Here is a 22795-nt window from a genome sequence, read left to right on the forward strand (position 1 = left end):
GTAGACTTCATTCATGGAGACCGAGACGGCCACGCGCTGGCTGACCGATGCGGAGCAGTGCGCCTGGCGCACCCACCTGGAGGTCAACAGGCTGTTGACGTACCAACTCGAGAAGGACCTCCAGCCGTTCGGCCTGACTATGAACGACTACGAGATCCTGGTGAACCTCTCCGAGTCGGAGGATGTCCGGATGCGGATGAGCGATCTCGCGTCCGCCACCCTCCAGTCCAAGAGCCGGCTCTCGCACCAGATCACCCGGATGGAGAACGCGGACCTGGTCCGCCGGGAGAACTGCGAGTCCGACCGCCGCGGCCTGTACGCGGTACTGACCGAGCACGGCATGGAGACGATGAAGAAGGTCGCGCCACACCACGTGGCGTCCGTGCGGCGGCACTTCATCGACTTGGTCTCCCCCGAGGCGCTGGCGGAGCTGGACAAGTCCCTGAAGCCCATCGCGGAGCACCTGCGGGGGCACCGCGGGCGCCCGTGACGCACTGATCAGGCGAGCGGCAGGCGGAGCGCGAACAGGGCTCCGCCTGCCGGCGCGTCGCGGACGGTGAGGGTGCCCCCGTGGCGGGTGGCGACGTCCCGGGCGATGGCGAGACCGAGCCCGGCGCCGCCGTCGTCGCGGCTGCGGGCCTCGTCGAGCCGGACGAACCGCTCGAAGATCCGCTCCCGGTCGGCCTCGGCCACCCCGTCCCCGTCGTCGGCGACCTCGGCCACGGCCCAGGCCCCGTCCCGGCGCACGGACACGGTGACCGCCGACCGGGCGTGCCGCTGGGCGTTGTCCAGCAGATTGCCCAGAATCCGCCCCACCTGCCCCCGGGATCCGGCCACTTCGACGGCCTCCGCCTCGACCGACATCCCGTCCCGCCCCCGGGCCTCCCGCCGCGCCAGCTCCCCCAGGTCGAACCGCCCGTCCCCGGGCCGCTCCCCCGCGTCCAGCCGAGCGAGCAGCAACAGATCGGCGGCGAGCCGCTGAAGTCGTACGGTGTCCTCGACGGCCCCTTCCAGATCCAGCAGCCCGGGGTGCGCGATGCCCACTTCGAGCTGGGTGCGCAGGCTGGCGACGGGGCTGCGGAGTTCGTGCGAGGCGTCGGCGACGAAGCGGCGCTGGCGTTCGACGGAGGCCTCCAGGGCGGCGAGCGTCTCGTTGGTGGTGCGCGCGAGCCTCGCCACCTCGTCGTGCGTGTCCGGCTCGGGCACCCGCCGGGCGAGGTCCTCGGACGCGGTGATCGCGGCCATCTCGCGCCGGATGCCCTCGACCGGGCGCAGCGCCCGCCGGGTGACCAGCCAGGTCACGGCGGCGACGACCCCGAGCAGCAGCGGGAAGCCCACCAGCATGACGGAGAGCGCGGTGTGCACGGCGCCCTGCTCGGCATCCAGGGACTCCCCGGCCCAGACGGTGAGCGGGACGCCGTCCCGGGTCTCCACCTCCAGGGCCGCGAAGCGGTAGTCGGCGCTGTCGCCGTCGATCGTCGCGGTGCCGTCGGAGAGCACGGCGTCGTCGCCGATCTCGCCGGGTTCGAGGTCGGCGCTGTCGTCGTCCGCGTCGTCGTCCTCGGAGTCGCCCGCCGCGGAACCCGAGCCGGCCTGCGGCTTCACCGCGTCGGTGGCGGTGCCGCCGATCCGCTCCAGGCCGTCGCTGACCGCGACCAGCCTGCCGCCCTCGTCGACGACCTGCACCGGACGGTCGTCGTCGAGGTCCAGTCCGGCCTGCGACGTCCCGTTGCTGATCAGCGTGGCGACGCTCCGCGCCGAACGTTCCGCCTGGGTGTCCGCCTGGTCCATGAGGTTGGACCGCAGCGACAGCAGCACGGCCGTGCCGGCCGCCACCAGGGCGACGGCCACGACCAGGGCGGCGCCGAGCGTGGCCCGCGCCCGCACGGACCCGAAGAGACGTCTCATCGCTCCTCCGCCTCCAGCCGGTACCCGGCGCCGCGCACCGTCTGGATGAGCCCGGCGCGCAGTTTGCGCCGCAGGGCGCTGACGTAGACCTCCACGATGTTGGGATCGCCGTCGTACGCGAAGTCCCAGACGTGCTCCAGGATCTGCGCCTTGGACACCACCTCCCCCGCGCGCGTGACGAGCTGCTCCAGGACCGCGAACTCCTTCGCGGTGAGCGTCACTTCGTTCTCCGCGAGGAAGACCCGGCGGGCCGCGGTGTCGACCTTGAGGTCTCCGTGCACGAGCACCGGCGAGGCGCTCCCCTTCGAACTGCGGCGCCGCAGCAGGGCCTTGACGCGGGCGACGAGGACGACGTACGAGAAGGGTTTGGTGAGGTAGTCGTCCGCGCCGGTGTCCAGCCCCTCCGCCTCGTCGTACTCGCCGTCCTTCGCGGTGAGCATCAGGATCGGCACGTCGTGGCCCGCGGCCCGCAGGGCGGCGCAGACGCGGTAGCCGTTGAGGCCCGGCAGCATGATGTCGAGGATCACGAGGTCGTACGACCCCTCCGTGGCCCGGTGCAGGCCTTCGCGGCCGTCGTGGACGACGTCCACGGCGTAACCCTCGGCGGTGAGTCCCTTGGCGAGCGACAGGGCCAGCCGCTTCTCGTCCTCGACGATCAACAGACGCATGAGTACAGCGTGACAAAGCCAACCTGAAGATCCCTTCAGGTGGCTTCAGCTTCTCCTCAGCGTCGGTCGGAGACGGTGGTGCACGTCGAAAGCGAAACGAGACGTGACGTGACGTATCTGGAGGAACTCTCATGAAGCGCAACATCGTGATCGCCGCCCTCACCGCGACCGCTCTGATCGGGGGCGGCACGGCCACGGCCCTCGCGGTGGCCTCGGACGGGGAGAGCGCGTCGCAGCGGGCGGACGTGCGGGTGGCGGCGGAGGCGGACCGCGCGACGGCCGCCGACGCCGTCGGCGCGGCGCTGAGGCACACCCCGGGCACCGTCGCCTCCGTGGATCTGGACGACGACGGCGCCGGGGTGTGGGACGTGGACGTGCTGAAGGGCGACGGCACCGAGTACACCGTGAAGGTCTCCCCGGACACCGGAAAGGTCGTCGGCGCGCACCGGGACCACGACGACGACACCGACGACGCCGACGACCGCGCCGAGCTCGCCGCCCTGAAGAACGCGAAGACCGACGCCGGCGAGGCCGCCCTGGCTGCCGCCGCCAAGGGCACGGTCACCGAGGTGAGCCTCGACGACGATGACGACAGCCGCGCGGTGGTGTGGAGCGTGGACACCACGAAGGGCGACTGGAAGGTCGACCTCCGCACGGGCGAGGTCACCGCGGACCTGGACGACTGATCAGCCGGTCCGGCGCTTGAGGACGAGGCCCTTCGGGCCGGTCGGGTAAGGGTGGCGGGGGTGAAGAGCACTCAGGCCCGCCACCCCGGCCGCCCCCAGCGCCACGCTCCCCGCCACCACGAAGCACCACCCCAGCGGAAGCCGTTCCACCAGCAGTCCCGCCGTCGCCGCCCCCGTCGAACTCCCCGCGTTCACGGCGGTGTTGACCCAGGCGCCGGCCCGGGTGCGGAACCCCTCCGGAGCGGCCTCGTCGGCGATCAGATAGGCCGTGGTCAGCGCCGGTGCGACGAAGAACCCGGCGCAGGCGGCGGCAACCGCGAGGACGCCGACGCCCGGGGCGAGCCCGGCGAGGCACAGGGTCAGCCCCAACCCCGCGGCGAGCAGGGCGAGTCGGACCCGGGCGGGCGAACGCCAGTCGACGGCACCGTTCGCCAGCCCGCCCACCGCACTGCCCGCCGACAACGCCGCCAGCACCCACGCCACGGTGTCGTCGCCCTGCCCGCGTTCCGCGGCGAAGGCGACGACCAGCAGGTCCACGGCGCTCAGCGCCAGCCCCGTACCGGCCGCGACCACCACCGGTTGCAGCAGACCCCGGCCACGCAGCGAACCCGCCTCGTCCGAAGCGGACTTGGGCCGCCCCGCGGGACGTACCGCCGTCATCGCAGGCGACATGACGAAGGCCAGCGTGCCGCCGGCCATCAGCAGCGCGCCCAGCACCACACCGACCGCCGGTGCCGCGACAGCGATCACCGCGCCGACCAGCAACGGGCCGACGACGTACAGCAGTTCCTCGGCGACCCCGTCCAGGCTGTACGCGCGCTGCAACAGCCGTCGGTCGCCGACGAGTTCGCCCCACACGGCACGCATCGTGGGGCCCAGCGGCGGCGCACTGGCGCCCGCGACGGCGGCCGTCGCACCGAGTACCACCGCGGACGCACCCGACCGCCAACTCAACGCCGCGAGCGCGCAGAGCAGGCCGGAGTGGAGCAGCGCCATGGGGAGGAGGGCCCGCCGGGGGCCGTAGCGGTCGACCAGCGCCGCGCGGTACGGGGACAGGAAGACGACCGTGGCGCCGAACAGCGCCATGACGACGCCCGCGACGGCGTACGACCCGGTCGCGCGGGCCACGGCCAGCATCACGGCGATGGGGGCCACGCCGTAGGACAGGCGGCCGACGAGGGCCGCGGTGAAGATGCGGCGGGCATGGGGAACGGACAGCACGGCGGCATACGAGGGCCGCCGCGTGGAGGACGCGGACATGGGAGAGGTTCCTCTGCGGAAGGCATGAGCAAGGGACGCCGAAGGCCGCGACGGCTGGGGTCAGCGGGTCGCGAGCGGGGGCGCGCTCTATGCCAAGAGGAGGAACATGCGGGTCAACGTACCAAGGTCAACAGCGGGTCGACCAGAGGATTCAGCTCTCGGTCAGGCCCGCCACCAGCTCGTCCGCCGCCCGGTACGGGTCCAGTCGCCCCGCCACGATCCGTTCCGCGAGCGCGTCGAGGCGGCGGTCTCCGTGGAGGTCGCCGATGCGTTCGCGCAGGGCGGTGACCGCGATGGTCTCCACCTCGCGGGCGGCGCGGGCCCGGCGGCGCTCGGTCAGGACGCCGTGCTCCTCCATCCACGCGCGGTGCTTCTCCAGGGCCTCGACGACCTCGTCGACGCCCTCCGCGCGGGCGGCGACCGTCTTGACGATCGGGGGGCGCCAGTCGCCGGGGCCGCGGGACTCGCCCAGGCCCAGCATGTGGTTGAGCTCGCGGGCGGTGGCGTCGGCGCCGTCACGGTCGGCCTTGTTGACGACGTACACGTCGCCGATCTCCAGGATTCCGGCCTTGGCCGCCTGGATGCCGTCGCCCATGCCGGGGGCCAGGAGAACGACCGAGGTGTCCGCCTGGGAGGCGATCTCCACCTCGGACTGGCCGACGCCGACGGTCTCCACCAGGATCACGTCGCAGCCCGCCGCGTCCAGGACCCGGATCGCCTGCGGGGCGGCCCAGGCGAGACCGCCGAGATGGCCTCGGGTCGCCATCGAGCGGATGTAGACGCCGGGGTCGGAGGCGTGGTCCGACATCCGCACCCGGTCGCCCAGCAGCGCGCCGCCGGAGAACGGCGAGGACGGGTCGACGGCCAGGACGCCGACCCGCTTGCCCTGCTTGCGGTACGCGGTCACGAGGGCGGACGTCGACGTGGACTTGCCGACGCCCGGAGATCCCGTCAGACCCACGACGTAGGCCCCACCGGTCAGCGGGGCCAGCGCCGCCATGACCTCACGGAGCTGCGGGGACGCCCCCTCCACGAGGGAGATCAGCCGGGCCACGGCCCGTGGCCGGCCTTCCCTGGCCTGGGCCACCAGGGTGGAGACGTCCTGCATCACAGCTCCGATCAGCTCGAACTCGACAACGTACGGGAACTCAGGCCTTGGGTACCCGCACGATCAGCGCGTCACCCTGACCGCCGCCGCCGCACAGCGCCGCCGCACCGACGCCGCCGCCCCGCCGCTTCAGCTCCAGCGCCAGGTGGAGGACCAGACGGGCGCCGGACATGCCGATGGGGTGGCCCAGGGCGATGGCTCCGCCGTTGACGTTCACCGTTTCGGTGGAGACGCCGAGGTCGTTCATTGACTGGACCGCGACGGCGGCGAAGGCCTCGTTGATCTCGATCAGGTCGAGGTCGGCGACCTCCAGGCCCTCCTTCTTGAGGGCGTGCAGGATCGCGTTGGAGGGCTGCGACTGGAGGGAGTTGTCCGGGCCCGCCACATTGCCGTGGGCGCCGATCTCGGCGATCCACTCCAGGCCCAGCTCCTGCGCCTTGGCCTTGCTCATCACGACCACGGCCGCCGCACCGTCCGAGATCTGCGAGGCGGAACCGGCCGTGATGGTGCCGTCCCGGGTGAACGCCGGGCGGAGCTTGCCCAGGGACTCCGCCGTGGTGTCGCCGCGGATGCCCTCGTCCTTGCTGAAGACGACCGGCTCGCCCTTGCGCTGCGGGATCTCGACCGGGGTGATCTCGGCCTCGAAGATGCCGTTCTTCTGCGCGGCGGCGGCCCGCTGGTGCGACAGGGCGGCGATCTCGTCCTGCTCGGGACGCTGGATGCCGAGGCGGGTGTTGTGCTTCTCCGTGGACTCGCCCATGGCGATGCCCTCGAAGGAGTCGGTCAGGCCGTCGTACGCCATGGCGTCGAGCATCTCGATGGCACCGTACTTGAAGCCCTCGCGGGACTTGGGCAGCAGGTGCGGGGCGTTGGTCATGGACTCCTGGCCGCCCGCGACGATCACGTCGAACTCGCCGGCGCGGATCAGCTGGTCGGCCAGCGCGATGGCGTCGAGGCCGGACAGACACACCTTGTTGATGGTCAGCGCCGGGACGCTCATCGGGATGCCGCCCTTGACGGCGGCCTGGCGGGCCGGGATCTGCCCCGCCCCGGCCTGGAGGACCTGACCCATGATCACGTACTGGACCTGGTCGCCACCGATCCCCGCACGGTCGAGGGCGGCCTTGATCGCGAAGCCGCCGAGGTCGGCCCCGGAGAAGGACTTCAACGAACCGAGCAACCGTCCCATGGGCGTACGAGCGCCCGCGACGATCACCGAAGTAGTTCCGGAAGACATGAGGTGCGATCCCCTTCCAGCTGGACAGCCGAGGAGTGAACGAGGGTTTACTTCGAATGTACTGAGTGGCACTCCGTGCCGTCACCGGCCCGTCAGTGTGATCGCTGGCACGTTGCGTAACCACCTCCCGAGCGCTGCACTAACACCATGCTGACGCGAATCGACCACATCGGGATCGCCTGCTTCGACCTCGACAAGACTGTCGAGTTCTACCGGGCCACCTACGGCTTCGAGGTCTTCCACTCCGAGGTCAACGAGGAGCAGGGCGTGCGCGAGGCCATGCTCAAGATCAACGACACCTCCGACGGCGGCGCCTCCTACCTGCAGCTTCTGGAGCCGACCCGCCCCGACTCGACCGTCGCCAAGTGGCTGGACAAGAACGGCGAAGGTGTCCACCACATCGCTTTCGGTACGGCGGACGTGGATGCGGACGCCGCGGACATCAAGGACAAGGGCGTACGCGTGCTGTACGAGGAGCCGCGACGTGGCTCCATGGGGTCACGCATCACCTTCCTGCACCCCAAGGATTGCCATGGCGTACTGACAGAACTGGTCACTTCGGCGCCGGTTGAGTCACCTGAGCACTGACCCTCGTACATATGGGCCGGTAGGGTTGGGGGCGGTCGCTCCCGGAAAGGGGGGTGTCCGCATGCCGGGGCCCGGTTTCGGGGGGCGAGCGTCGGGGCAGCAGCCCGTGCTCCGCCGTTGATCTGACACCATTCCCCGGGGGCCCCGTTCGGCGGACGGACGGAGCTCGTTTGGCCAGACTTGCGACCAGGGGACGGATGGGACCGCGCAGTGCGGGGCTACGAACGCCAGGAGCGAGAGCCGGCGGCTGACGTCGACCACCTCTCTCGGTTCGAGGCCGAGATGGATCGGCTGAAGACCGAGCGGGAGAAGGCGATCCAGCACGCCGAGGACCTCGGCTACCAGGTCGAGGTGCTGCGCGCCAAGCTGCACGAGGCGCGCCGCACCATCATGTCCCGGCCCGAGTTCACGGGCGGCGACATCGGCTATCAGGCCGAACAGCTGCTCCGTAACGCCCAGATGCAGGCTGACCAGCTGCGTCAGGACGCCGAGCGAGAGCTGAGTCAGGCGCGGGCGCAGACCCAGCGCATCCTCCAGGAGCACGCCGAGAACGCGGCGCGGCTCCAGGCGGAGCTGCACCAGGAGGCGGTCACCCGCCGCCAGCAGCTGGACCAGGAGCTCGCCGAGCGCCGCCAGACCGTCGAGTCGCACGTCAACGAGAACGTGGCGTGGGCCGAGCAGCTGCGCGCCCGCAGCGAGCAGCAGGCGCGCCGGCTCGTCGAGGAGTCCCGTGCGGAGGCCGAGCAGGCCGTGGCCACGGCCCGCGCCGAGGCCGAGCGGGTCGCGAGCGAGGCCCGCCAGCGCCTGCAGAGCGAGGCCGAGGCGGCCCGCGCGGAGGCCGAGCAGCTGCTGCGCCGGGCCCGCACGGACGCCGAACGGCTGCTGAACGCGGCGTCGACGCAGGCCCAGGAGGCCACCGACCACGCCGAGCAGCTGCGTACGTCCACGGCGACCGAGTCGGACACCGCCCGCCGTCAGGCCACCGAGCTCAGCCGTGCCGCCGAGCAGCGGATGACGGAGGCCGAGGAGGCGCTGCGCAAGGCGCAGGCCGAGGCCGAGAAGGTGCTCACCGAGGCCAGGACGTCCGCCGAGAAGGCCCTGTCCAGCGCCGAGTCGGCGAACGAACAGCGTGTCCGTACGGCGAAGGAGCAGGTCGCCCGGCTGGTCAGCGAGGCCACTCAGGAGGCCGAGACCACCAAGGCGGACGCCGAGCAGGTCGTCGCGGACGCCCGCGCGGAGGCCGAGCGGATCGTCGAGGAGGCCTCCGAGAAGGCCCGCACGATCACCGCCGAGGAGAGCGCGACCCAGCTGTCGAAGGCGGCCAAGACCGCCGAGGACGTCCTCAACAAGGCGCAGGAGGACGCGCGGAACACCACCAAGGCGGCCGCCGAGGAGGCTGAGCGGATCCGCCGTGAGGCGGAGGCCGAGGCCGACCGGCTGCGGTCCGAGGCGCATGACATCGCCGAGCAGCTCAAGGGCTCCGCGAAGGACGACACCAAGGAGTACCGAGCCAAGACGGTCGAGCTCCAGGAGGAGGCGCGTCGGCTGCGCGGCGAGGCCGAGCAGCTGCGCGCCGACGCGGTCGCCGAGGGCGAGAAGATCCGCGCGGAGGCCCGCAAGGAAGCCGTCCAGCAGATCGAGGAGGCGGCCAAGACCGCCGAGGAGCTGCTGGCCAAGGCCAAGCAGGACGCGGACGAGCTGCGTCAGACGGCGACGACGGACAGCGAGAAGGTCCGTACCGAGGCCATCGAGCGGGCGACCACCCTGCGCCGGCAGGCGGAGGAGACCCTCCAGCGCACCCGGCAGGAGGCCGAGCGCCACCGCGAAGAGGTCATCGAGCAGTCCGAGGGCATCAGGAACGACGCCGAACAGGCCGCGCGCGAGCTGCACGAGGAGACCGAGCGGGCCATAGAGGCCCGCCGGGCCGAGGCCGCCGAGGGGCTCACCCGGCTCCAGACCGAGGCCGAGGAGCGGCTCACCGCCGCCGAGCAGGCGCTGACCGAGGCCCGTGAGGAGGCCGCGCGGATCCGCCGCGAGGCCGCCGAGGAGAGCGACCGGCTGCGTTCCGAGGCCGCCGACCGCATCCGCACCCTGCAGCAGCAGGCGGAGGCGGAGGCGGAGCGGCTGCGCACCGAGGCCGCCGCCGACGCGTCCGCGTCCCGGGCCGAGGGCGAGGCCGTCGCCGTACGGCTGCGTTCGGAGGCCGCGGCCGAGGCCGAGCGGCTCAGGACAGAGGCCCAGGACACCGCCGACCGGGTGCGCACCGAGGCGCAGGCCGCCGCGGAGCGCCTCGCGACGGAGGCGTCCGAGACGCTGGCCGCCGCGCAGGAGGAGGCCGTACGGCGTCGTCGTGAGGCCGAGGAGACGCTGGGCGCCGCGCGTCAGGAGGCCGACCAGGAGCGTGAGCGGGCCCGCGAGCAGAGCGACGAGCTGCTGGCCGCGGCGCGCAGCCGCGTCGAGGAGGCGCAGGCCGAGGCGGTGCGGCTGGTCGAGGAGGCCGACCGGCGCGCCACCGAGATGGTGTCGGCGGCCGAGCTCCACGCCCAGCAGGTGCGCGACTCGGTGGCCGGGCTGCACGAGCAGGCCCAGGAGGAGATCACCGGGCTGCGCAGTGCCGCCGAGCACGCCGCGGACCGTACCCGGCGCGAGGCCGAGGAGGAGGCGGACCGGGTCCGCGCCGACGCCTACGCCGAGCGGGAGCGGGCCAGCGAGGACGCGAGCCGCGTCCGGCGCGAGGCGAACGAGGAGTCGGAGGCCGCCAAGTCGCTCGCCGAGCGCACCATGGCGGAGGCGATGTCCGAGTCCGAGCGGGTGCGCACGGACGCGGCCGAGTACGCCCAGCGGGTGCGTACGGAGGCTTCCGACGCGCTCGCCGAGGCCGACCAGGCCGCGTCGCGGACCCGGGCGGACGCCCGTGAGGACGCCAACCGCATCCGCTCGGACGCGGCGTCGCAGGCCGACACCCTGATCACCGAGGCGCGCAACGAGGCCGAGCGGCTCACCACCGAGACACTGCGGGACACCGACCAGCTGCGGCAGGACACGGTCGCCGACGCGGAGCGGCTGCGTCAGGAGACGGTCGCCGAGGCCGAGCGGGTCCGGGCCGAGGCCGTCAGCAAGGCCGAGCGGCTCATCGCGGACGCCACCGACGACGCGGAGCGGCTGCGGGCCGAGGCCGCCGAGACGGTCGGCTCCGCCCAGCAGCACGCCGAGCGGGTCCGCGGCGAGTCCGAGCGGGTCAAGGCCGACGCTCTGGCCGAGGCGGAGCGCATGCTGGGCGCCGCGCGCGCGGAGGCCGAGCACACTCTCGACGAGGCCCGTAAGGATGCGGGCAAGCGGCGTCAGGACGTGGCCGAACAGGTGGACACGCTCATCAACGAGACCACCGCCGAGGCCGACAAGCTGCTCACCGAGGCGCAGCAGCAGGCCCACAAGACCACCGCGGATGCGGAGGGCCAGGCCGACACGATGGTCGGCGCGGCCCGCAAGGAGGCCGACCGGTTGGTCTCCGAGGCGACGGTCGAGGGCAACTCCCTGGTCGAGAAGGCCCGTACGGACGCGGACGAACTGCTCGTCGGCGCCCGCCGGGACGCCACCGCCATAAGGGAGCGGGCCGAGGAGCTGCGCGACCGCATCACCACCGAGATCGAGAACCTGCACGAGCGGGCCCGCCGCGAGGCCGCCGAGACGATGAAGTCGACCGGCGACCGCTGCGACGCGCTCATCAAGGCGTCCGAGGAGCAGCTGGCGAAGGCCCAGGCCAAGGCCAAGGAGCTGGTGTCGGAGGCCAATTCGGAGGCCGGCAAGGTCCGGATCGCCGCCGTGAAGAAGGCCGAGCTGCTGCTGAAGGAGGCCGAGCAGAAGAAGTCGGCCCTCGTGAAGGAGGCCGAGGAGCTCAAGGCGGAGGCGATCCGCGAGGCCAAGCGCACGGTCGAGGAGGGCAAGCGCGAGCTGGAGATCCTGGTGCGGCGCCGCGAGGACATCAACGCCGAGATCTCCCGTGTCCAGGACGTCCTGGAGGCGTTGGAATCCTTCGAGGCTCCCGCCGGGGGCAAGGACGGGGGCGTCAAGGCGGGCGTTTCGGTCGGCGCCCCTCGTTCGGGTAAGCCTTCGGACAGCTAACCGACAGGTTCCGACCGGTTACGACCGGTCGAACTCCGGTGTCATCTGGGGCCTTTGACCAAGTTTTTGGCAAGCCGTCCGAGGGTTAGCCACTCAAAAGGGGTGTCATTCTCCAGATCAAACACGTATCCGCTCGATGACACACCGCTTCGGCCCCTAGGATTCCCCCTATCACCTCACCGGTCTCATTTGACAGGAACCCCATGAGCGACACTTCCCCCTACGGCTTCGAGCTTGTGCGGCGTGGGTACGACCGCGCTCAGGTGGACGAACGGATCTCCAAGCTCGTCTCCGACCGTGACAGCGCTCTCACCCGCATCACCGCTCTGGAAAAGCGCATCGAGGAGCTCCACCTCGAAACGCAGAACGCCCAGGCTCAGGTAAGCGACGCGGAGCCGTCGTACGCCGGCCTCGGCGCGCGTGTCGAGAAGATCCTCCGCCTCGCCGAGGAGGAGGCAAAGGACCTGCGCGAGGAGGCTCGTCGCGCGGCCGAGCAGCACCGCGAACTCGCCGAGTCGGCGGCCCAGCAGGTGCGCAACGACGCGGAGTCGTTCGCGGCCGAACGCAAGGCCAAGGCCGAGGACGAGGGCGTCCGGATCGTCGAGAAGGCGAAGAGCGACGCCTCTCAGCTGCGTTCCGAGGCCCAGAAGGACGCGCAGTCCAAGCGTGAGGAGGCGGACGCCCTCTTCGAGGAGACCCGCGCCAAGGCCGCTCAGGCCGCGGCCGACTTCGAGACCAACCTGGCCAAGCGTCGCGAGCAGTCGGAGCGCGACCTGGCGTCCCGTCAGCAGAAGGCCGAGAAGCGTCTCGCGGAGATCGAGCACCGCGCGGAGCAGCTCCGCCTGGAGGCCGAGAAGCTGCGCACGGACGCCGAGCGCCGCGCCCGCCAGACGGTGGAGACGGCTCAGCGTCAGGCCGAGGACATCGTGGCGGACGCCAATGCCAAGGCCGACCGCATCCGTTCGGAATCCGAGCGCGAGCTGGCGGCTCTGACGAACCGCCGCGACTCGATCAACGCCCAGCTGACGAACGTCCGCGAGATGCTGGCGACGCTCACGGGCGCCGCGGTGGCCGCGGCCGGCACGCCGGCCACGGACGACGAGCCGATCTCCCGTGGGGTTCCGGCTCAGCAGTCCCGGTAACACCGCCAGACGGCAGCGACAAGGGTCCGCACCCTCTCCCCCGAACGGTGCGGGCCCTTCGTCCTGCCTGCGACCGGCTCAGGTGGCAGCGTCCCAGGCCCCGTCTTAGCGTGGCCGCATGATCGAGCTCGAGGGCCTGACCAAGCGGTACGGCGAGAAGGTCGCGGTCAACAATCTGACCTTCACCGTCAGACCGGGCATCGTCACGGGCTTCCTCGGTCCCAACGGCGCCGGCAAGTCGACGACGATGCGCATGATGCTCGGCCTCGACCGGCCCACCGCCGGGGACGTCCGCATCGACGGCCGGCACTACGACCGGCTGAAGGACCCGCTCACCTACATCGGCGCCCTGCTGGACGCGAAGGCCATGCACGGCGGGCGCAGCGCCTACAACCACCTCCTCTGTCTCGCGCAGAGCAACGGCATCCCGCGGAGCCGGGTCGCCGAGGTGCTCGACACCGTCGGGCTGACGGCGGTGGCGAAGAAGAAGGCCAAGGGGTTCTCGCTCGGCATGGGCCAGCGCCTCGGCATCGCGGGCGCGCTCCTCGGCGACCCGCGGATCCTGATGTTCGACGAGCCGGTGAACGGCCTCGACCCCGAGGGCATCCACTGGATCCGCAATCTGATGAAAGCGCTGGCCGCGCAGGGGCGGACCGTGTTCGTGTCGTCCCACCTCATGAGCGAGATGGCGCTGACCGCCGATCACCTCGTCGTCATCGGCCAGGGGCGGCTGCTCGCCGACACGTCCATGGCCGAGTTCATCGAGCAGAACTCGCGGTCGTACGTCCGGATCCGCTCGCCCCAGCGCGAACGGCTGTTGGACGTGCTGCACGGGGCCGGGATCACGGTCGTGGAGACCGGCGCGGGCGCGCTGGAGGTCGACGGCGGCAAGCCCGAGCACATCGGTGAGCTGGCCGCCCAGCACCAGATCGTGCTGCACGAGCTCAGCCCCCAACAGGCCTCCCTGGAAGAGGCGTTCATGCAGCTGACCGCCGAGTCGGTCGAGTACCACGCACACACCGAGCCTGCTCAGGAGCAGCAGCCCTGGGGCGACGGCTGGAAGGGGAACTGACCATGCCGGCAGCCCAGGTCGTCCGGTCCGAGTGGACCAAGATCCGGTCGGTGGCGTCCACGGTGTGGACGCTCTCGCTGGCCGTGGTCGTCACGCTCGCCCTCGGCGTGCTGATCTCGGCCCTGTCGAAGAACGAGTTCGACAAGATGAGCCGCAAGGACCAGCTCTCCTTCGACCCGACCTTCATCAGCTTCGCCGGGATGAGCCTCGGCCAGCTCGCGATGATCGTGTTCGGAGTGCTCGTCGTCTCCAACGAGTACAGCACCGGCATGATCCGCACCTCGCTGGCCGCCGTACCGCAGCGCGGCACCTTCCTGTTCAGCAAGATCGCCGTCGCGACCGGCCTCTGCCTCGTCGTCGGCCTCGTCACCAGCTTCGTCGCGTTCTTCCTCGGGCAGGCCATGCTCGGCGAACACCGGGCGCACATCGGCGACCAGGGCGTGCTGCGCGCGGTCATCGGCGGCGGCCTCTACATGACGCTCATCGCGATGTTCTCCATGGGCGTCGCCGTGATGCTGCGCTCGCCGATGCTGTCGCTGGGCATCCTGATGCCGTTCTTCTTCCTGATCTCCAACATCCTGGGCAATGTCCCGGCCACCAAGAAGATCGGGCAGTTTCTGCCCGACCAGGCCGGCAGCAAGATCATGCAGGTGGTCACACCGCTCGACGACGACACTCCCTACGGACCGTGGGGCGGGCTCGCGATCATGGTGCTGTGGGTGGCGGCGGCGATCGCGGGCGGGTACGCGCTGCTGAAGAAGCGGGACGCCTGAGGCTTTACGGCCTCTTGAGTGGAACCGTCAGCGCCCGGATAAGCTCCTAACCCTTACGGGGGCGTGCGCCCTGCTGTCCTGAACCTTTCGATGGGTGCGGAGCATGATCGAGGCAGTCGGCCTGACCAAGCAATATGGCGACAAGACCGCTGTGTACAACCTTTCCTTCCAGGTGCGGCCCGGTTCCGTCACCGGCTTCCTGGGCCCCAACGGCTCGGGCAAGTCGACGACGATGCGGATGATCCTGGGCCTGGACAACCCCACCTCGGGGCAGGTGACGATCGGCGGCTACCCGTACCGCAAGCTCCCGAACGCCCCCCGTCAGGTCGGCGCGCTCCTCGACGCCAAGGCGGTCCACGGCGGCCGGCACGCCCGCAACCACCTCCTCTGCCTCGCCCAGCTGTCCGGCATCCCGGCCCGCCGGGTGGACGAGGTGCTCGGTGTGGTAGGCCTCCAGGACGTGGCGCGGAAACGTTCCAAGGGCTTCTCCCTCGGCATGGGCCAGCGACTCGGCATCGCCGCCGCGCTCCTCGGCGACCCCCAGGTCCTCCTGTTCGACGAGCCGGTCAACGGTCTCGACCCCGAGGGCATCCTCTGGGTGCGCAACCTGATGAAGTCCCTGGCCGCGGAGGGCCGTACGGTCTTCGTCTCCTCGCACCTCATGAGCGAGATGGCGCTGACCGCCGACCACCTGATCGTCATCGGGCGCGGGCAGCTGCTGGCCGACATGAGCGTGAACGACTTCATCGCGGCGAACTCCGCCGGCTTCGCGCGCGTCCGCACCCCCGACACCGAGCCGCAGCTCCGCGAGAAGCTGACGTCCGCGCTGACGGACGCGGGCGGCCATGTGCTGCCCGAGCAGGACGGCGCCCTGCGGATCACCGGGCTGCCGCTCCCCCGCATCAGCGACATCGCGCACGACACGGACGTACGCCTGTGGGAGCTGTCCCCGCACTCCGCCTCACTGGAGGAGGCGTACATGCGGATGACGCAGGGGGCCGTCGACTACCGCTCGACCACCGACCAGAAGGCCGGGCTGCAACAGCCCCTCCCGCCCGGCGCCCAGCCCCCGATGCCGGTGCCGGGCCAGGGCCAGCCCGACTGGTACGCCCCGCCGCCGCCCCAGCAGCAGTACGCCCCGCAGGGCCAGGCCCCGGCAGGCCCCTACGCCCCGGGACAGCCCTCGGCGGGCCCGTACGGCGCCCCGGGCGCTCCGGGTGCCCCCGGCACGGCCGCGCAGCCGCCGAGCGTTCCTCACGGCGCCCAGGCCCCGGCCGTCAATCCGTACGCCGCACCGAGCGGCGCTCCGGCACCGCAGGCCCCGGCCCAGGCCCCCGGCCTCACCGAGCAGCCCGCGGCGGGCACTGCGGCCGGAACGCCCTCGGCCCCGCCGTCCGCCCCCACGCAGCCGGCCTCACAGCCCGCGGCCGCCCCGGCCGCGGCTCCCGCATCCGCGCCCGCCGCCCCGGCCCCCGCGCAGCCCGCCGCCGACCTGACCAAGCCCGAGGAAGCCCGATGAGCACGCCCCAGCCTCAGATGCCGCAGGCCGCCGCGCCCCAGCCTCCGATGCCGCAGGCCGCCGCACCTCAGCCTCCGATGCCGCAGGCCCCCGCGCCCCACTGGCAGTCGGCGCCGGCCCCCGCGTACGCCGGGTACACCTCGCCCATCCCCGTCGTGCGCACGCACCTCGGGCACGCGATCGCCTCGGAGTGGACGAAGATCCGTTCCGTGCGGTCGACGATGTGGACGCTCGGCGTGTTCATCCTGCTCGTCGTCGGGATCGGGCTGCTGGCCGCGGTGGTCGTGTCCAGCAGTGCCGGCGAGACCGACCTGGCCGGTGAGAACCCGCTCTCGTTCGGCTTCTTCGGGCTGCTGCTCGGCACCATGTGCGTCATCACGCTCGGCGTGCTGACCACCGCCTCCGAGTACGGCACGGGCATGATCCGCACGACCACGACCGCGTGCCCCAGCCGGGTCCGCGTGCTGGCGGCGAAGTCGATCGTGTTCTTCACCGTCGCCTTCGTGGTCACCTTCACGTCGGTCCTGCTCGTCGCCCTCGCGGACGTGGCCCTGCTCGACAGCAGCGGCGTCCGGGACCCCTCGGGCAGCGAGTGGCTCAAGGGCACCCTCGGCATCTCGCTCTACATCGCGCTGCTCGGCCTGCTCTCGCTCGTCATCGGCTCGATCATCCGGCACTCGGCGGGCGCGATCACCATCATGATCGGCGTGGTGCTGGCCCCGCTGGTCATCGCGCTGTTCATGTTCTCCTCCTCGCTGGAGAAGCTGCGCGAGGCCCTGTTCGAGTACTCCATCCCGAACCAGCTGAGCGTCTTCTACTCCAACTCCCTCACCGAGAGCGGCCCGTCCGGCTGGGACCCGCTGTGGATCATGCTCGGCGTGACGGCCGTCGCGTTCGCGGGCGCATGCGCACTGCTGGAGAAGCGGGACGTGTAGACCCGTACCGGAGTTCTCAGAACTTCGGCGCGTTCCTGGACCGCTGCACCCGCGTGGTGCGGCGGTCCTTCGCGTTCCAGCACGCCTTGTGCCAGTGCCGGCGCTCGTCGATCCCCGAGTGCTCCGGCCAGGCCACCACGTGCGGGACGCCGTCCGGGATCAGCTGGTCGCAGCCCGGGCAGCGGTAGGACTTGCCCTGCGCGCTCGCACCCGCCACATGCCGGATGTTCCACTCCTCGCCCTGCCAGTTCTCCGTGGACTGCCAGCCGCCGTACCGGCCGGACCGGTCGTCCTCGGCGCTCCGGCCGGAATCGGAACCCTTGGGTCGGTTGCGACGCGGGGACACGGAACACCTCTCGGGGCTATACAGGAAGCACGGGCCGTGTCCAGCCTACGCGGCACGGACAGGGGTACGCGAAGGGCACCAACCCTCGCAAGTCCCCCTCGCGGACGCCGCATTCGGCAGACAATCCGCAAATCTCTTCGCCAGGCCGTGTCCTCGGCACGTGTCAGACGGTTATGCCGGATGGGGGAGCTCCGCGTCGGAGCCAAGGAAGCAGGAAAAGCACATGCGTGTCGGAAGTTTCGTGTTGGCGGCCCAGTTCCCGGGACAGGGCCAGGGGGAGGCGCTGCACCGCGCGGTCCGCTCGGCCGAGGTGGCCGAGGAGGCGGGTCTCGACTCGGTCTGGCTGGCCGAGCACCACTTCGTGCCGTACGGCACCTGCCCGTCGGCGATCACCCTGGCCGCGTTACTGCTGGGGCGTACCCGTCGGCTCCGGGTCGGCACCGCGGTCAGTGTGCTGCCCACCGCCCACCCGGTGGCCCTGGGCGAACAGGCCGCGCTGCTGCATCTCACCTCGGGCGGGCGCTTCTCGCTGGGCGTCGGCCGTGGCGGGCCGTGGGTCGACCTGGAGGTCTTCGGGTCAGGGCTCGCGGCGTACGAGAAGGGGTTCCCGGAATCACTCGATCTGCTGGTGCGCTGGCTGCGCGAGCCCTCCGTGGCGGCCGACGGCGAGCGCTACCGCTTCCGTGAGGTCCCCGTCGTACCGCGCCCCTCGGAGTCCCTGACGGAGGAGCCCGGGTCGGGACCCGAGGTCGTCGTCGCGTGCACGTCCCCGGCGAGTGTGCGGCTGGCCGCCGAGCGCGGGCTGCCGATGCTGCTCGGGATGCATGTCGGGGACGAGGAGAAGGCGGAGATGGTCGGCCTGTGGCGGCAGCACGCGCGCGCGGCGGGCCGTCCCCGGGACGAGATCCTGGGCGCGGGCCATGTCTCCGCCGGGGTCTGCCAGATCGCGGACAAGCGCACGGACGCCGTGGAGGCGCTGGTGAAGGCGATGCCGGGCTGGCTGCGGCAGGGTCTTGAGGCGCATGTGACGGTCGACGGCCGCCATCGCTCGATGCGCGATCCGCTGGCGTACACCGAACTGCTCTGCGGGCTGCACCCGGTGGGTACCCCCCGGCTGTGCGCCGACCGGCTCGCCGCCACCAGCGAGCGGACCGGCATCTCCCGCTTCGCCCTGCTCGTCGAGGGCTCGGGAGACCTCGCGGCGACCGAGGAGAACGTACGACGGCTGGGCGCCGAGGTGCTCCCCCACCTCGGCTGACCGTGAGACCCGCGCAGAGCTTGCCGCCCCGGTACTGAATGCACCTCCCGCGTACGGAGCGGCAAGCGAACGGCTCACCGCGTCAGCAGTCCCGGAACTCCGGGGACTGGTTCAGCAGCTGACTGCGGACCGAGGTGAAGCGGGCCAGCGTCTCGTCCACCGAGGCGTCCAGCGGGAACACCGCCACCCGGTGGCAGTTCTGGAAGGCCAGCCGTACTCCGAAGTGCCGTTGCAGCGCGCCGCGTATCGCGTCACTCGCGAGCGCACGCAGCAGCTGACCGCGTGCCTGCTCGTCCGGCGGAGGCGTCTGGTTGTCGGCGAACGCACCGCCGTCGACCTTCAGCTGGGCCACCAGGGAGCTGATCATCTCCCATGCGTAGGGCAGGGAGGTCCGGACGCAGTCGACGAATTCCGCTTCGTCGACCTCGCCTCGCTCGGCCTTCTCGAGTAGGGCCGGTGAGACGTCGAGCGACATGGGTTCTCCTCTCGCACCCCCAAGCAACAGGGGTTGCCGGACAGTTGAGGGAGTCCGCGACGCCGAACACGCTGAGTACATGCCTCGCGACCTCCCGTTTACTACGGTAGGCAACGGACCGTGACGGCACCAGGAGATTGCGTACATAGAGGGTCCCCAATGGGCACACAATCGGCCACAAACGAACAAGGGTCGTTCCGGGTGGTACGGGCCGAATCGCTTCGACGGCGGGCCGTCGAGTAGCGTTGCCCACCATGCGTCTCGTCATCGCCCGGTGCTCCGTCGACTACGCGGGCCGGCTCACCGCCCACCTCCCGTCCGCGCCCCGCCTCATCCTCGTGAAGGCGGACGGCAGCGTCTCGATCCACGCGGACGACCGGGCCTACAAGCCCCTGAACTGGATGTCGCCGCCCTGCACGTTGAAGGAGGGTTCCGGCGACGAGGACGGCGTCTGGACCGTCATCAACAAGGCCGGCGAGAAGCTGATCATCACGATGGAGGAGATCCTCCACGACTCCTCGCACGAACTGGGCGTCGACCCCGGCCTGATCAAGGACGGCGTGGAAGCACACCTTCAGGAACTCCTCGCGGACCGCATCGAGACCCTCGGCGACGGCTACACCCTCATCCGCCGCGAGTACATGACCGCCATCGGCCCGGTCGACATCCTCTGCCGGGACTCCGAGGGCCAGACCGTCGCGGTGGAGATCAAGCGGCGCGGCGAGATCGACGGCGTCGAGCAACTCACCCGCTATCTGGAGCTGTTGAACCGCGACCCCCATCTCGCCCCGGTGCGCGGCATCTTCGCGGCCCAGGAGATCAAGCCCCAGGCCCGCGTCCTCGCCACGGACCGCGGCATCGGCTGCACGGTCCTCGACTACAACGCCCTGCGCGGCATCGAGGACGACAAGCTGCGGCTGTTCTGACAGCGGTTTTCGAGGCTCTACGACGATGAGGGCCGGGTTCCCGCGGGGAACCCGGCCCTCACTGCTGGCGTACGCGCGTCAGATCACCGCGTCCGACGCCGAACCCGAGCTGCTGGGCGTCCCGGCGGCGCTGCTCTCCGTGGCACTGGCGGGCGCGCTGGACGACGCGGGGCCGCTGGCGGAGTCGGAGGTGGACGGCGTGGTCGACGGCTCCGGCGTCGGGCTTGTCGTCGGCGTCGGCGTGTCCGAGGGTTCGGTCTCGGTCGGCGTCGGGGTGGGCGTGTTCGACGGCGGCTTGGAAGTCGACGACGGCGGCTTCGACGTGGCCGTCTTCGACGGCGAACTCGACGACGACGGCTTCTTCGTCCCGCTCGGGTCGTCCGAAGGCTCCGCGCTCTCCGTCGGCGTCGGGTCGTCGGACGTGCCGAACGTGCCGTCGGGGCCCGGGTCGGTCGGACGGCTGGTGGCCTTGCCGGTGTCGCCCTTGCCGTCGTCGTTCTTCGGGACGTCGGCGCCGAGGCTGCCGTCGTCCACGCCCTGACTGGCCGACGGGTTGACGCCGACCTTGTCGGAGGGGTTGTTCGCGTCGTTGTCGGACGTCGCGCCGAGCGTCACCACCGTGCCGAGCACGGCCGCGAGGAGCGCGCCGGCTCCGGCCGCGACGAGGTTGCGCCGGGCGAGGCCCTTGAGGCCGCCGCGGGCCTTGCGGTTCGGGACGGGGCCCGCGGGGGCCGCGGCCCGATGGGTGACCAGGGTCGCCGTCTCGTTCGGCGGCTGGAGCGGCGGGAAGGCCATCGGGACGCCGCCGGGCGGCGACTGCGACTCCTCACGGCGGGCGTCGGGCACCTCCTCGCCGGCGGTCGCGGTGATCCCGAGCGGCACCCCGGACCGGTCGGAGACCAGGGCGAGGGCACGGCGGCCGGCGACGGTGCCGCGCTTGTCGGCGAGGGCGCCGCGCAGCGCGATGGCGGCCTCCAGCTCGGCACGGGCCCGGTCGAGCTGGTCGGCGCAGAGCGCGAGGATGCCCAACTCGTGGTGGAAATAGGCCTGTTCGCCGACCTCGCCGGAGGCCCGGGAGGCTTCGGCGCCGAACCTCAGGGCCCGCTCCCAGGCGCTCCAGTGCAGCCCCGCGGCGAAGGCGGGCGCGGCGGTGCGGGCCAGCTGGACGGGGACGTTCTCCTCGTCCTCGGCGGGCGGCTCCGCGACCGGCACGAGCACGGCGAGGGCGGCGAGCACCGCGTCGGCCTCGGCGCACACGCGCTCGGGCGTGACCGAGGGATGCCCGGCCCACCAGGCGTAGTGGCGACCCGCGGCCAGCGCCCGGGCCTCGGTGTCGTCGCCGTATCCGGCGCCCTCCAGCTGGGTCTGCACACCGGCGGCGAGCCGGTAGCGGGCACCGACCGGGGTGATCAGCGCGGAGCTCAGCAGCTCGCCGAGGGCGGCGTCCGCGTGGGTGTCGCCGACGAGGGCGGGCAGATGGGCCTGGTGCGGCACCTCGCCGCCGAGCGCCACGGCGAACCGCAGGGCGGTGCGCGCCGAGTCGCTGAGCCGCCCGGCGAGCAGTGTGGCCGGTGCGGCGCCCTCGGCGAGCGAGGGCAGGGGCACGTCGTGGCCGTCGCCGGCCTCGAAGGGGGCGTCGATCTGGGCTTCCTGGAAGACGCCGAACTCGTCGAAGGCCTCGGCGCTGGCGCGCAGTTCGTCGCGCTGCCGCAGCAGGGCGCCGGCCTGTACGAAGCGCAGCGGCAGGCCCTCGGACTCGAACCAGAGGTCGCCGGCCCAGTTGGCCTCTTCCTCGGTGAGGACCCGGCCGACGGCACGCTCCAGGAGCTCCACCCCGCCGGCCCGGTCCAGGCCGTCGAGGAAGACCTCCTCAAGGGCCGAGTCGGCGGACGGGGCGGGGACGTCGGGGGTCGCGGCGACCAGGAAGGCGCACTCGGGGGTGGCGTCGAGGAGGTCGTCGAGCGCGGCACCGCCGAACTCGACGTCGTCGAGGACGACGACCGCGCCGATCTCCCGGACGAGGGTGAGCAGCTCCTCGGTTCCCGGGCGGTGCAGCGGCGCGTCGTAGACGGCGTAGAAGAGGTCGTGGAGGAGGTCGTCCGGGGTGCGGTGGAAGCCGCTGAGGCGGACGACGCCGTCGGGCGCGAGGTCCGAGCAGTCGTCGGCGACGACGTCGAGGAGGCTGGTGCGGCCCGATCCGGCGGGGCCGGTGAGGCGGACGGAGCGGCCGCGGGCGAGCAGGCGCACGAGGCGCTCGCGCTCGTCCTGGCGGGCCAGCAGCGGCAGCCTGGGCGGGGTCGGTCCCGGCGGGACCGGCGGGCGGGCCGCGCGGTCGCTCTCGGCACGGTCGGCGGCGGTGAGCTTCCGCGGCCGGGCGGGCCGTTCCCCGGGCGGGCAAACCTCTATCTCGCTGCCGTCGACGGGGTTGACGGTGAGCAGGTGGTCACCGGAGACCAGCTGCACGGCGCGGGCCAGGGCGGGTGCGCTCTGGCCGAAGTCGGGTGTGAGCGGGTCCCTGGGCGGACGCTGGCGCGACGGGCTGCCGTCGCCGTCGTGGCCGTACTCCTCGGGTCCCCGGTTGTTCGGGTCCATAGGTTTCAAGCCCCCCAAAAGCGTCTCGTGTGTCGTGGGTCCGGCCGGGACCCAGGCCCCCTCCGGCCTGCTGCACACCGCGCTGTCGCTTCTGGTCCGGGCCCGCTCGTTCAGGGACGTACATCCAGCGGGCGACCGAACCCTAAACCTTCGCACAGTATCTACGACAGCCCGGGGTAC

Annotated in this window: 19 protein-coding genes; 11 read left to right on the forward strand and 8 right to left on the reverse strand. The window is 71.8% G+C overall.

The window, feature by feature from the left end:
- The first annotated feature begins 13 nt into the window (after window positions 1-13).
- Window positions 14-490: a MarR family winged helix-turn-helix transcriptional regulator gene (locus tag ACIHIX_RS00425; RefSeq protein ID WP_399948199.1), complete on the forward strand. Its 477-nt coding sequence runs from the start codon at window positions 14-16 to the stop codon at window positions 488-490.
- An 8-nt stretch (window positions 491-498) separates the two neighbouring features.
- Here the strand turns inward: ACIHIX_RS00425 and ACIHIX_RS00430 are convergent, their stop codons facing one another.
- The gene (locus ACIHIX_RS00430) at window positions 499-1908 is read right to left on the reverse strand and encodes a sensor histidine kinase (protein WP_399948201.1); all 1410 of its coding nucleotides are present in this window, start codon (window positions 1906-1908) and stop codon (window positions 499-501) included.
- Window positions 1905-2576, reverse strand: a complete 672-nt coding sequence (locus ACIHIX_RS00435) for a response regulator transcription factor (RefSeq protein ID WP_399948203.1) — start codon at window positions 2574-2576, stop codon at window positions 1905-1907. The genes ACIHIX_RS00430 and ACIHIX_RS00435 overlap by 4 nt, the downstream gene beginning before the upstream one ends.
- A gap of 131 nt (window positions 2577-2707) precedes the next feature.
- Here ACIHIX_RS00435 and ACIHIX_RS00440 point away from each other — a divergent pair, with 131 nt between their 5' ends.
- Window positions 2708-3262, forward strand: coding sequence for a PepSY domain-containing protein (locus ACIHIX_RS00440; RefSeq protein WP_399948205.1), 555 nt, complete (start codon window positions 2708-2710; stop codon window positions 3260-3262).
- Here ACIHIX_RS00440 and ACIHIX_RS00445 read toward each other — a convergent pair whose 3' ends face one another.
- The 3 genes from ACIHIX_RS00445 to ACIHIX_RS00455 form a co-directional block, all read right to left on the reverse strand.
- Window positions 3263-4522, reverse strand: a complete 1260-nt coding sequence (locus tag ACIHIX_RS00445) for an MFS transporter (protein WP_399948207.1) — start codon at window positions 4520-4522, stop codon at window positions 3263-3265.
- A gap of 151 nt (window positions 4523-4673) precedes the next feature.
- On the reverse strand, window positions 4674-5630 hold the full coding sequence (gene meaB, locus ACIHIX_RS00450; RefSeq protein ID WP_399948209.1) for a methylmalonyl Co-A mutase-associated GTPase MeaB: 957 nt from the start codon (window positions 5628-5630) through the stop codon (window positions 4674-4676).
- A 40-nt stretch (window positions 5631-5670) separates the two neighbouring features.
- On the reverse strand, window positions 5671-6867 hold the full coding sequence (locus ACIHIX_RS00455) for an acetyl-CoA C-acetyltransferase (RefSeq protein ID WP_399948211.1): 1197 nt from the start codon (window positions 6865-6867) through the stop codon (window positions 5671-5673).
- Between the two features lie 147 nt (window positions 6868-7014).
- Between ACIHIX_RS00455 and mce the strand changes: the two genes are divergently transcribed.
- The 7 genes from mce to ACIHIX_RS00490 all read left to right on the forward strand — a co-directional run bounded on the left by mce (window position 7015) and on the right by ACIHIX_RS00490 (window position 17018).
- The gene (mce, locus tag ACIHIX_RS00460; protein ID WP_126274402.1) at window positions 7015-7455 is read left to right on the forward strand and encodes a methylmalonyl-CoA epimerase; all 441 of its coding nucleotides are present in this window, start codon (window positions 7015-7017) and stop codon (window positions 7453-7455) included.
- A gap of 210 nt (window positions 7456-7665) precedes the next feature.
- A complete protein-coding gene (gene scy, locus ACIHIX_RS00465) occupies window positions 7666-11577 on the forward strand; it encodes a polarized growth protein Scy (RefSeq protein ID WP_399948213.1) in 3912 nt (1303 codons plus the stop codon).
- Window positions 11578-11780: 203 nt separating this feature from the next.
- Window positions 11781-12719: a cellulose-binding protein gene (locus ACIHIX_RS00470; RefSeq protein WP_399948215.1), complete on the forward strand. Its 939-nt coding sequence runs from the start codon at window positions 11781-11783 to the stop codon at window positions 12717-12719.
- Between the two features lie 118 nt (window positions 12720-12837).
- Entirely contained in the window at window positions 12838-13791 is a 954-nt protein-coding gene (locus ACIHIX_RS00475; protein ID WP_399948217.1) for an ABC transporter ATP-binding protein, read from the forward strand.
- Window positions 13792-13793: 2 nt separating this feature from the next.
- A complete protein-coding gene (locus tag ACIHIX_RS00480) occupies window positions 13794-14564 on the forward strand; it encodes an ABC transporter permease (RefSeq protein ID WP_399948219.1) in 771 nt (256 codons plus the stop codon).
- Window positions 14565-14667: 103 nt separating this feature from the next.
- A complete protein-coding gene (locus tag ACIHIX_RS00485; RefSeq protein ID WP_399948221.1) occupies window positions 14668-16083 on the forward strand; it encodes an ABC transporter ATP-binding protein in 1416 nt (471 codons plus the stop codon).
- Window positions 16084-16130: 47 nt separating this feature from the next.
- Entirely contained in the window at window positions 16131-17018 is an 888-nt protein-coding gene (locus ACIHIX_RS00490) for an ABC transporter permease (protein ID WP_399949983.1), read from the forward strand.
- Window positions 17019-17034: 16 nt separating this feature from the next.
- Here ACIHIX_RS00490 and ACIHIX_RS00495 read toward each other — a convergent pair whose 3' ends face one another.
- Entirely contained in the window at window positions 17035-17364 is a 330-nt protein-coding gene (locus tag ACIHIX_RS00495) for an ATP/GTP-binding protein (protein ID WP_399948223.1), read from the reverse strand.
- A 223-nt stretch (window positions 17365-17587) separates the two neighbouring features.
- On the opposite strand from ACIHIX_RS00495, the gene ACIHIX_RS00500 reads away from it, so the two are divergent.
- The gene (locus ACIHIX_RS00500) at window positions 17588-18622 is read left to right on the forward strand and encodes an LLM class flavin-dependent oxidoreductase (protein WP_399948224.1); all 1035 of its coding nucleotides are present in this window, start codon (window positions 17588-17590) and stop codon (window positions 18620-18622) included.
- A gap of 82 nt (window positions 18623-18704) precedes the next feature.
- On the opposite strand, the gene ACIHIX_RS00505 is transcribed toward ACIHIX_RS00500, so the two are convergent.
- On the reverse strand, window positions 18705-19097 hold the full coding sequence (locus ACIHIX_RS00505; RefSeq protein WP_059192310.1) for an SCO5389 family protein: 393 nt from the start codon (window positions 19095-19097) through the stop codon (window positions 18705-18707).
- Between the two features lie 254 nt (window positions 19098-19351).
- Between ACIHIX_RS00505 and nucS the strand changes: the two genes are divergently transcribed.
- A complete protein-coding gene (nucS, locus tag ACIHIX_RS00510; protein WP_399948226.1) occupies window positions 19352-20023 on the forward strand; it encodes an endonuclease NucS in 672 nt (223 codons plus the stop codon).
- A 78-nt stretch (window positions 20024-20101) separates the two neighbouring features.
- Here nucS and ACIHIX_RS00515 read toward each other — a convergent pair whose 3' ends face one another.
- Entirely contained in the window at window positions 20102-22615 is a 2514-nt protein-coding gene (locus ACIHIX_RS00515; protein WP_399948228.1) for an ATP-binding protein, read from the reverse strand.
- Between the last annotated feature and the right edge of the window lie 180 nt (window positions 22616-22795).

The sequence above is a fragment of the Streptomyces sp. NPDC051913 genome, from assembly GCF_044593635.1.
Classification (GTDB): domain Bacteria; phylum Actinomycetota; class Actinomycetes; order Streptomycetales; family Streptomycetaceae; genus Streptomyces.

Excerpts from the sequence above, each read along its gene's own strand:
- ACIHIX_RS00425 (WP_399948199.1), top strand. The coding sequence starts at position 14 with ATGGAGACCGAGACGGCCACGCGCTGGCTGACCGATGCGGAGCAGTGC.
- ACIHIX_RS00430 (WP_399948201.1), bottom strand. The coding sequence starts at position 1,908 with ATGAGACGTCTCTTCGGGTCCGTGCGGGCGCGGGCCACGCTCGGCGCC.
- ACIHIX_RS00435 (WP_399948203.1), bottom strand. The coding sequence starts at position 2,576 with ATGCGTCTGTTGATCGTCGAGGACGAGAAGCGGCTGGCCCTGTCGCTC.
- ACIHIX_RS00440 (WP_399948205.1), top strand. The coding sequence starts at position 2,708 with ATGAAGCGCAACATCGTGATCGCCGCCCTCACCGCGACCGCTCTGATC.
- ACIHIX_RS00445 (WP_399948207.1), bottom strand. The coding sequence starts at position 4,522 with ATGTCCGCGTCCTCCACGCGGCGGCCCTCGTATGCCGCCGTGCTGTCC.
- meaB (WP_399948209.1), bottom strand. The coding sequence starts at position 5,630 with ATGCAGGACGTCTCCACCCTGGTGGCCCAGGCCAGGGAAGGCCGGCCA.
- ACIHIX_RS00455 (WP_399948211.1), bottom strand. The coding sequence starts at position 6,867 with ATGTCTTCCGGAACTACTTCGGTGATCGTCGCGGGCGCTCGTACGCCC.
- mce (WP_126274402.1), top strand. The coding sequence starts at position 7,015 with ATGCTGACGCGAATCGACCACATCGGGATCGCCTGCTTCGACCTCGAC.
- ACIHIX_RS00470 (WP_399948215.1), top strand. The coding sequence starts at position 11,781 with ATGAGCGACACTTCCCCCTACGGCTTCGAGCTTGTGCGGCGTGGGTAC.
- ACIHIX_RS00475 (WP_399948217.1), top strand. The coding sequence starts at position 12,838 with ATGATCGAGCTCGAGGGCCTGACCAAGCGGTACGGCGAGAAGGTCGCG.
- ACIHIX_RS00480 (WP_399948219.1), top strand. The coding sequence starts at position 13,794 with ATGCCGGCAGCCCAGGTCGTCCGGTCCGAGTGGACCAAGATCCGGTCG.
- ACIHIX_RS00485 (WP_399948221.1), top strand. The coding sequence starts at position 14,668 with ATGATCGAGGCAGTCGGCCTGACCAAGCAATATGGCGACAAGACCGCT.
- ACIHIX_RS00490 (WP_399949983.1), top strand. The coding sequence starts at position 16,131 with ATGCCGCAGGCCGCCGCACCTCAGCCTCCGATGCCGCAGGCCCCCGCG.
- ACIHIX_RS00500 (WP_399948224.1), top strand. The coding sequence starts at position 17,588 with ATGCGTGTCGGAAGTTTCGTGTTGGCGGCCCAGTTCCCGGGACAGGGC.
- ACIHIX_RS00505 (WP_059192310.1), bottom strand. The coding sequence starts at position 19,097 with ATGTCGCTCGACGTCTCACCGGCCCTACTCGAGAAGGCCGAGCGAGGC.
- nucS (WP_399948226.1), top strand. The coding sequence starts at position 19,352 with ATGCGTCTCGTCATCGCCCGGTGCTCCGTCGACTACGCGGGCCGGCTC.
- ACIHIX_RS00515 (WP_399948228.1), bottom strand. The coding sequence starts at position 22,615 with ATGGACCCGAACAACCGGGGACCCGAGGAGTACGGCCACGACGGCGAC.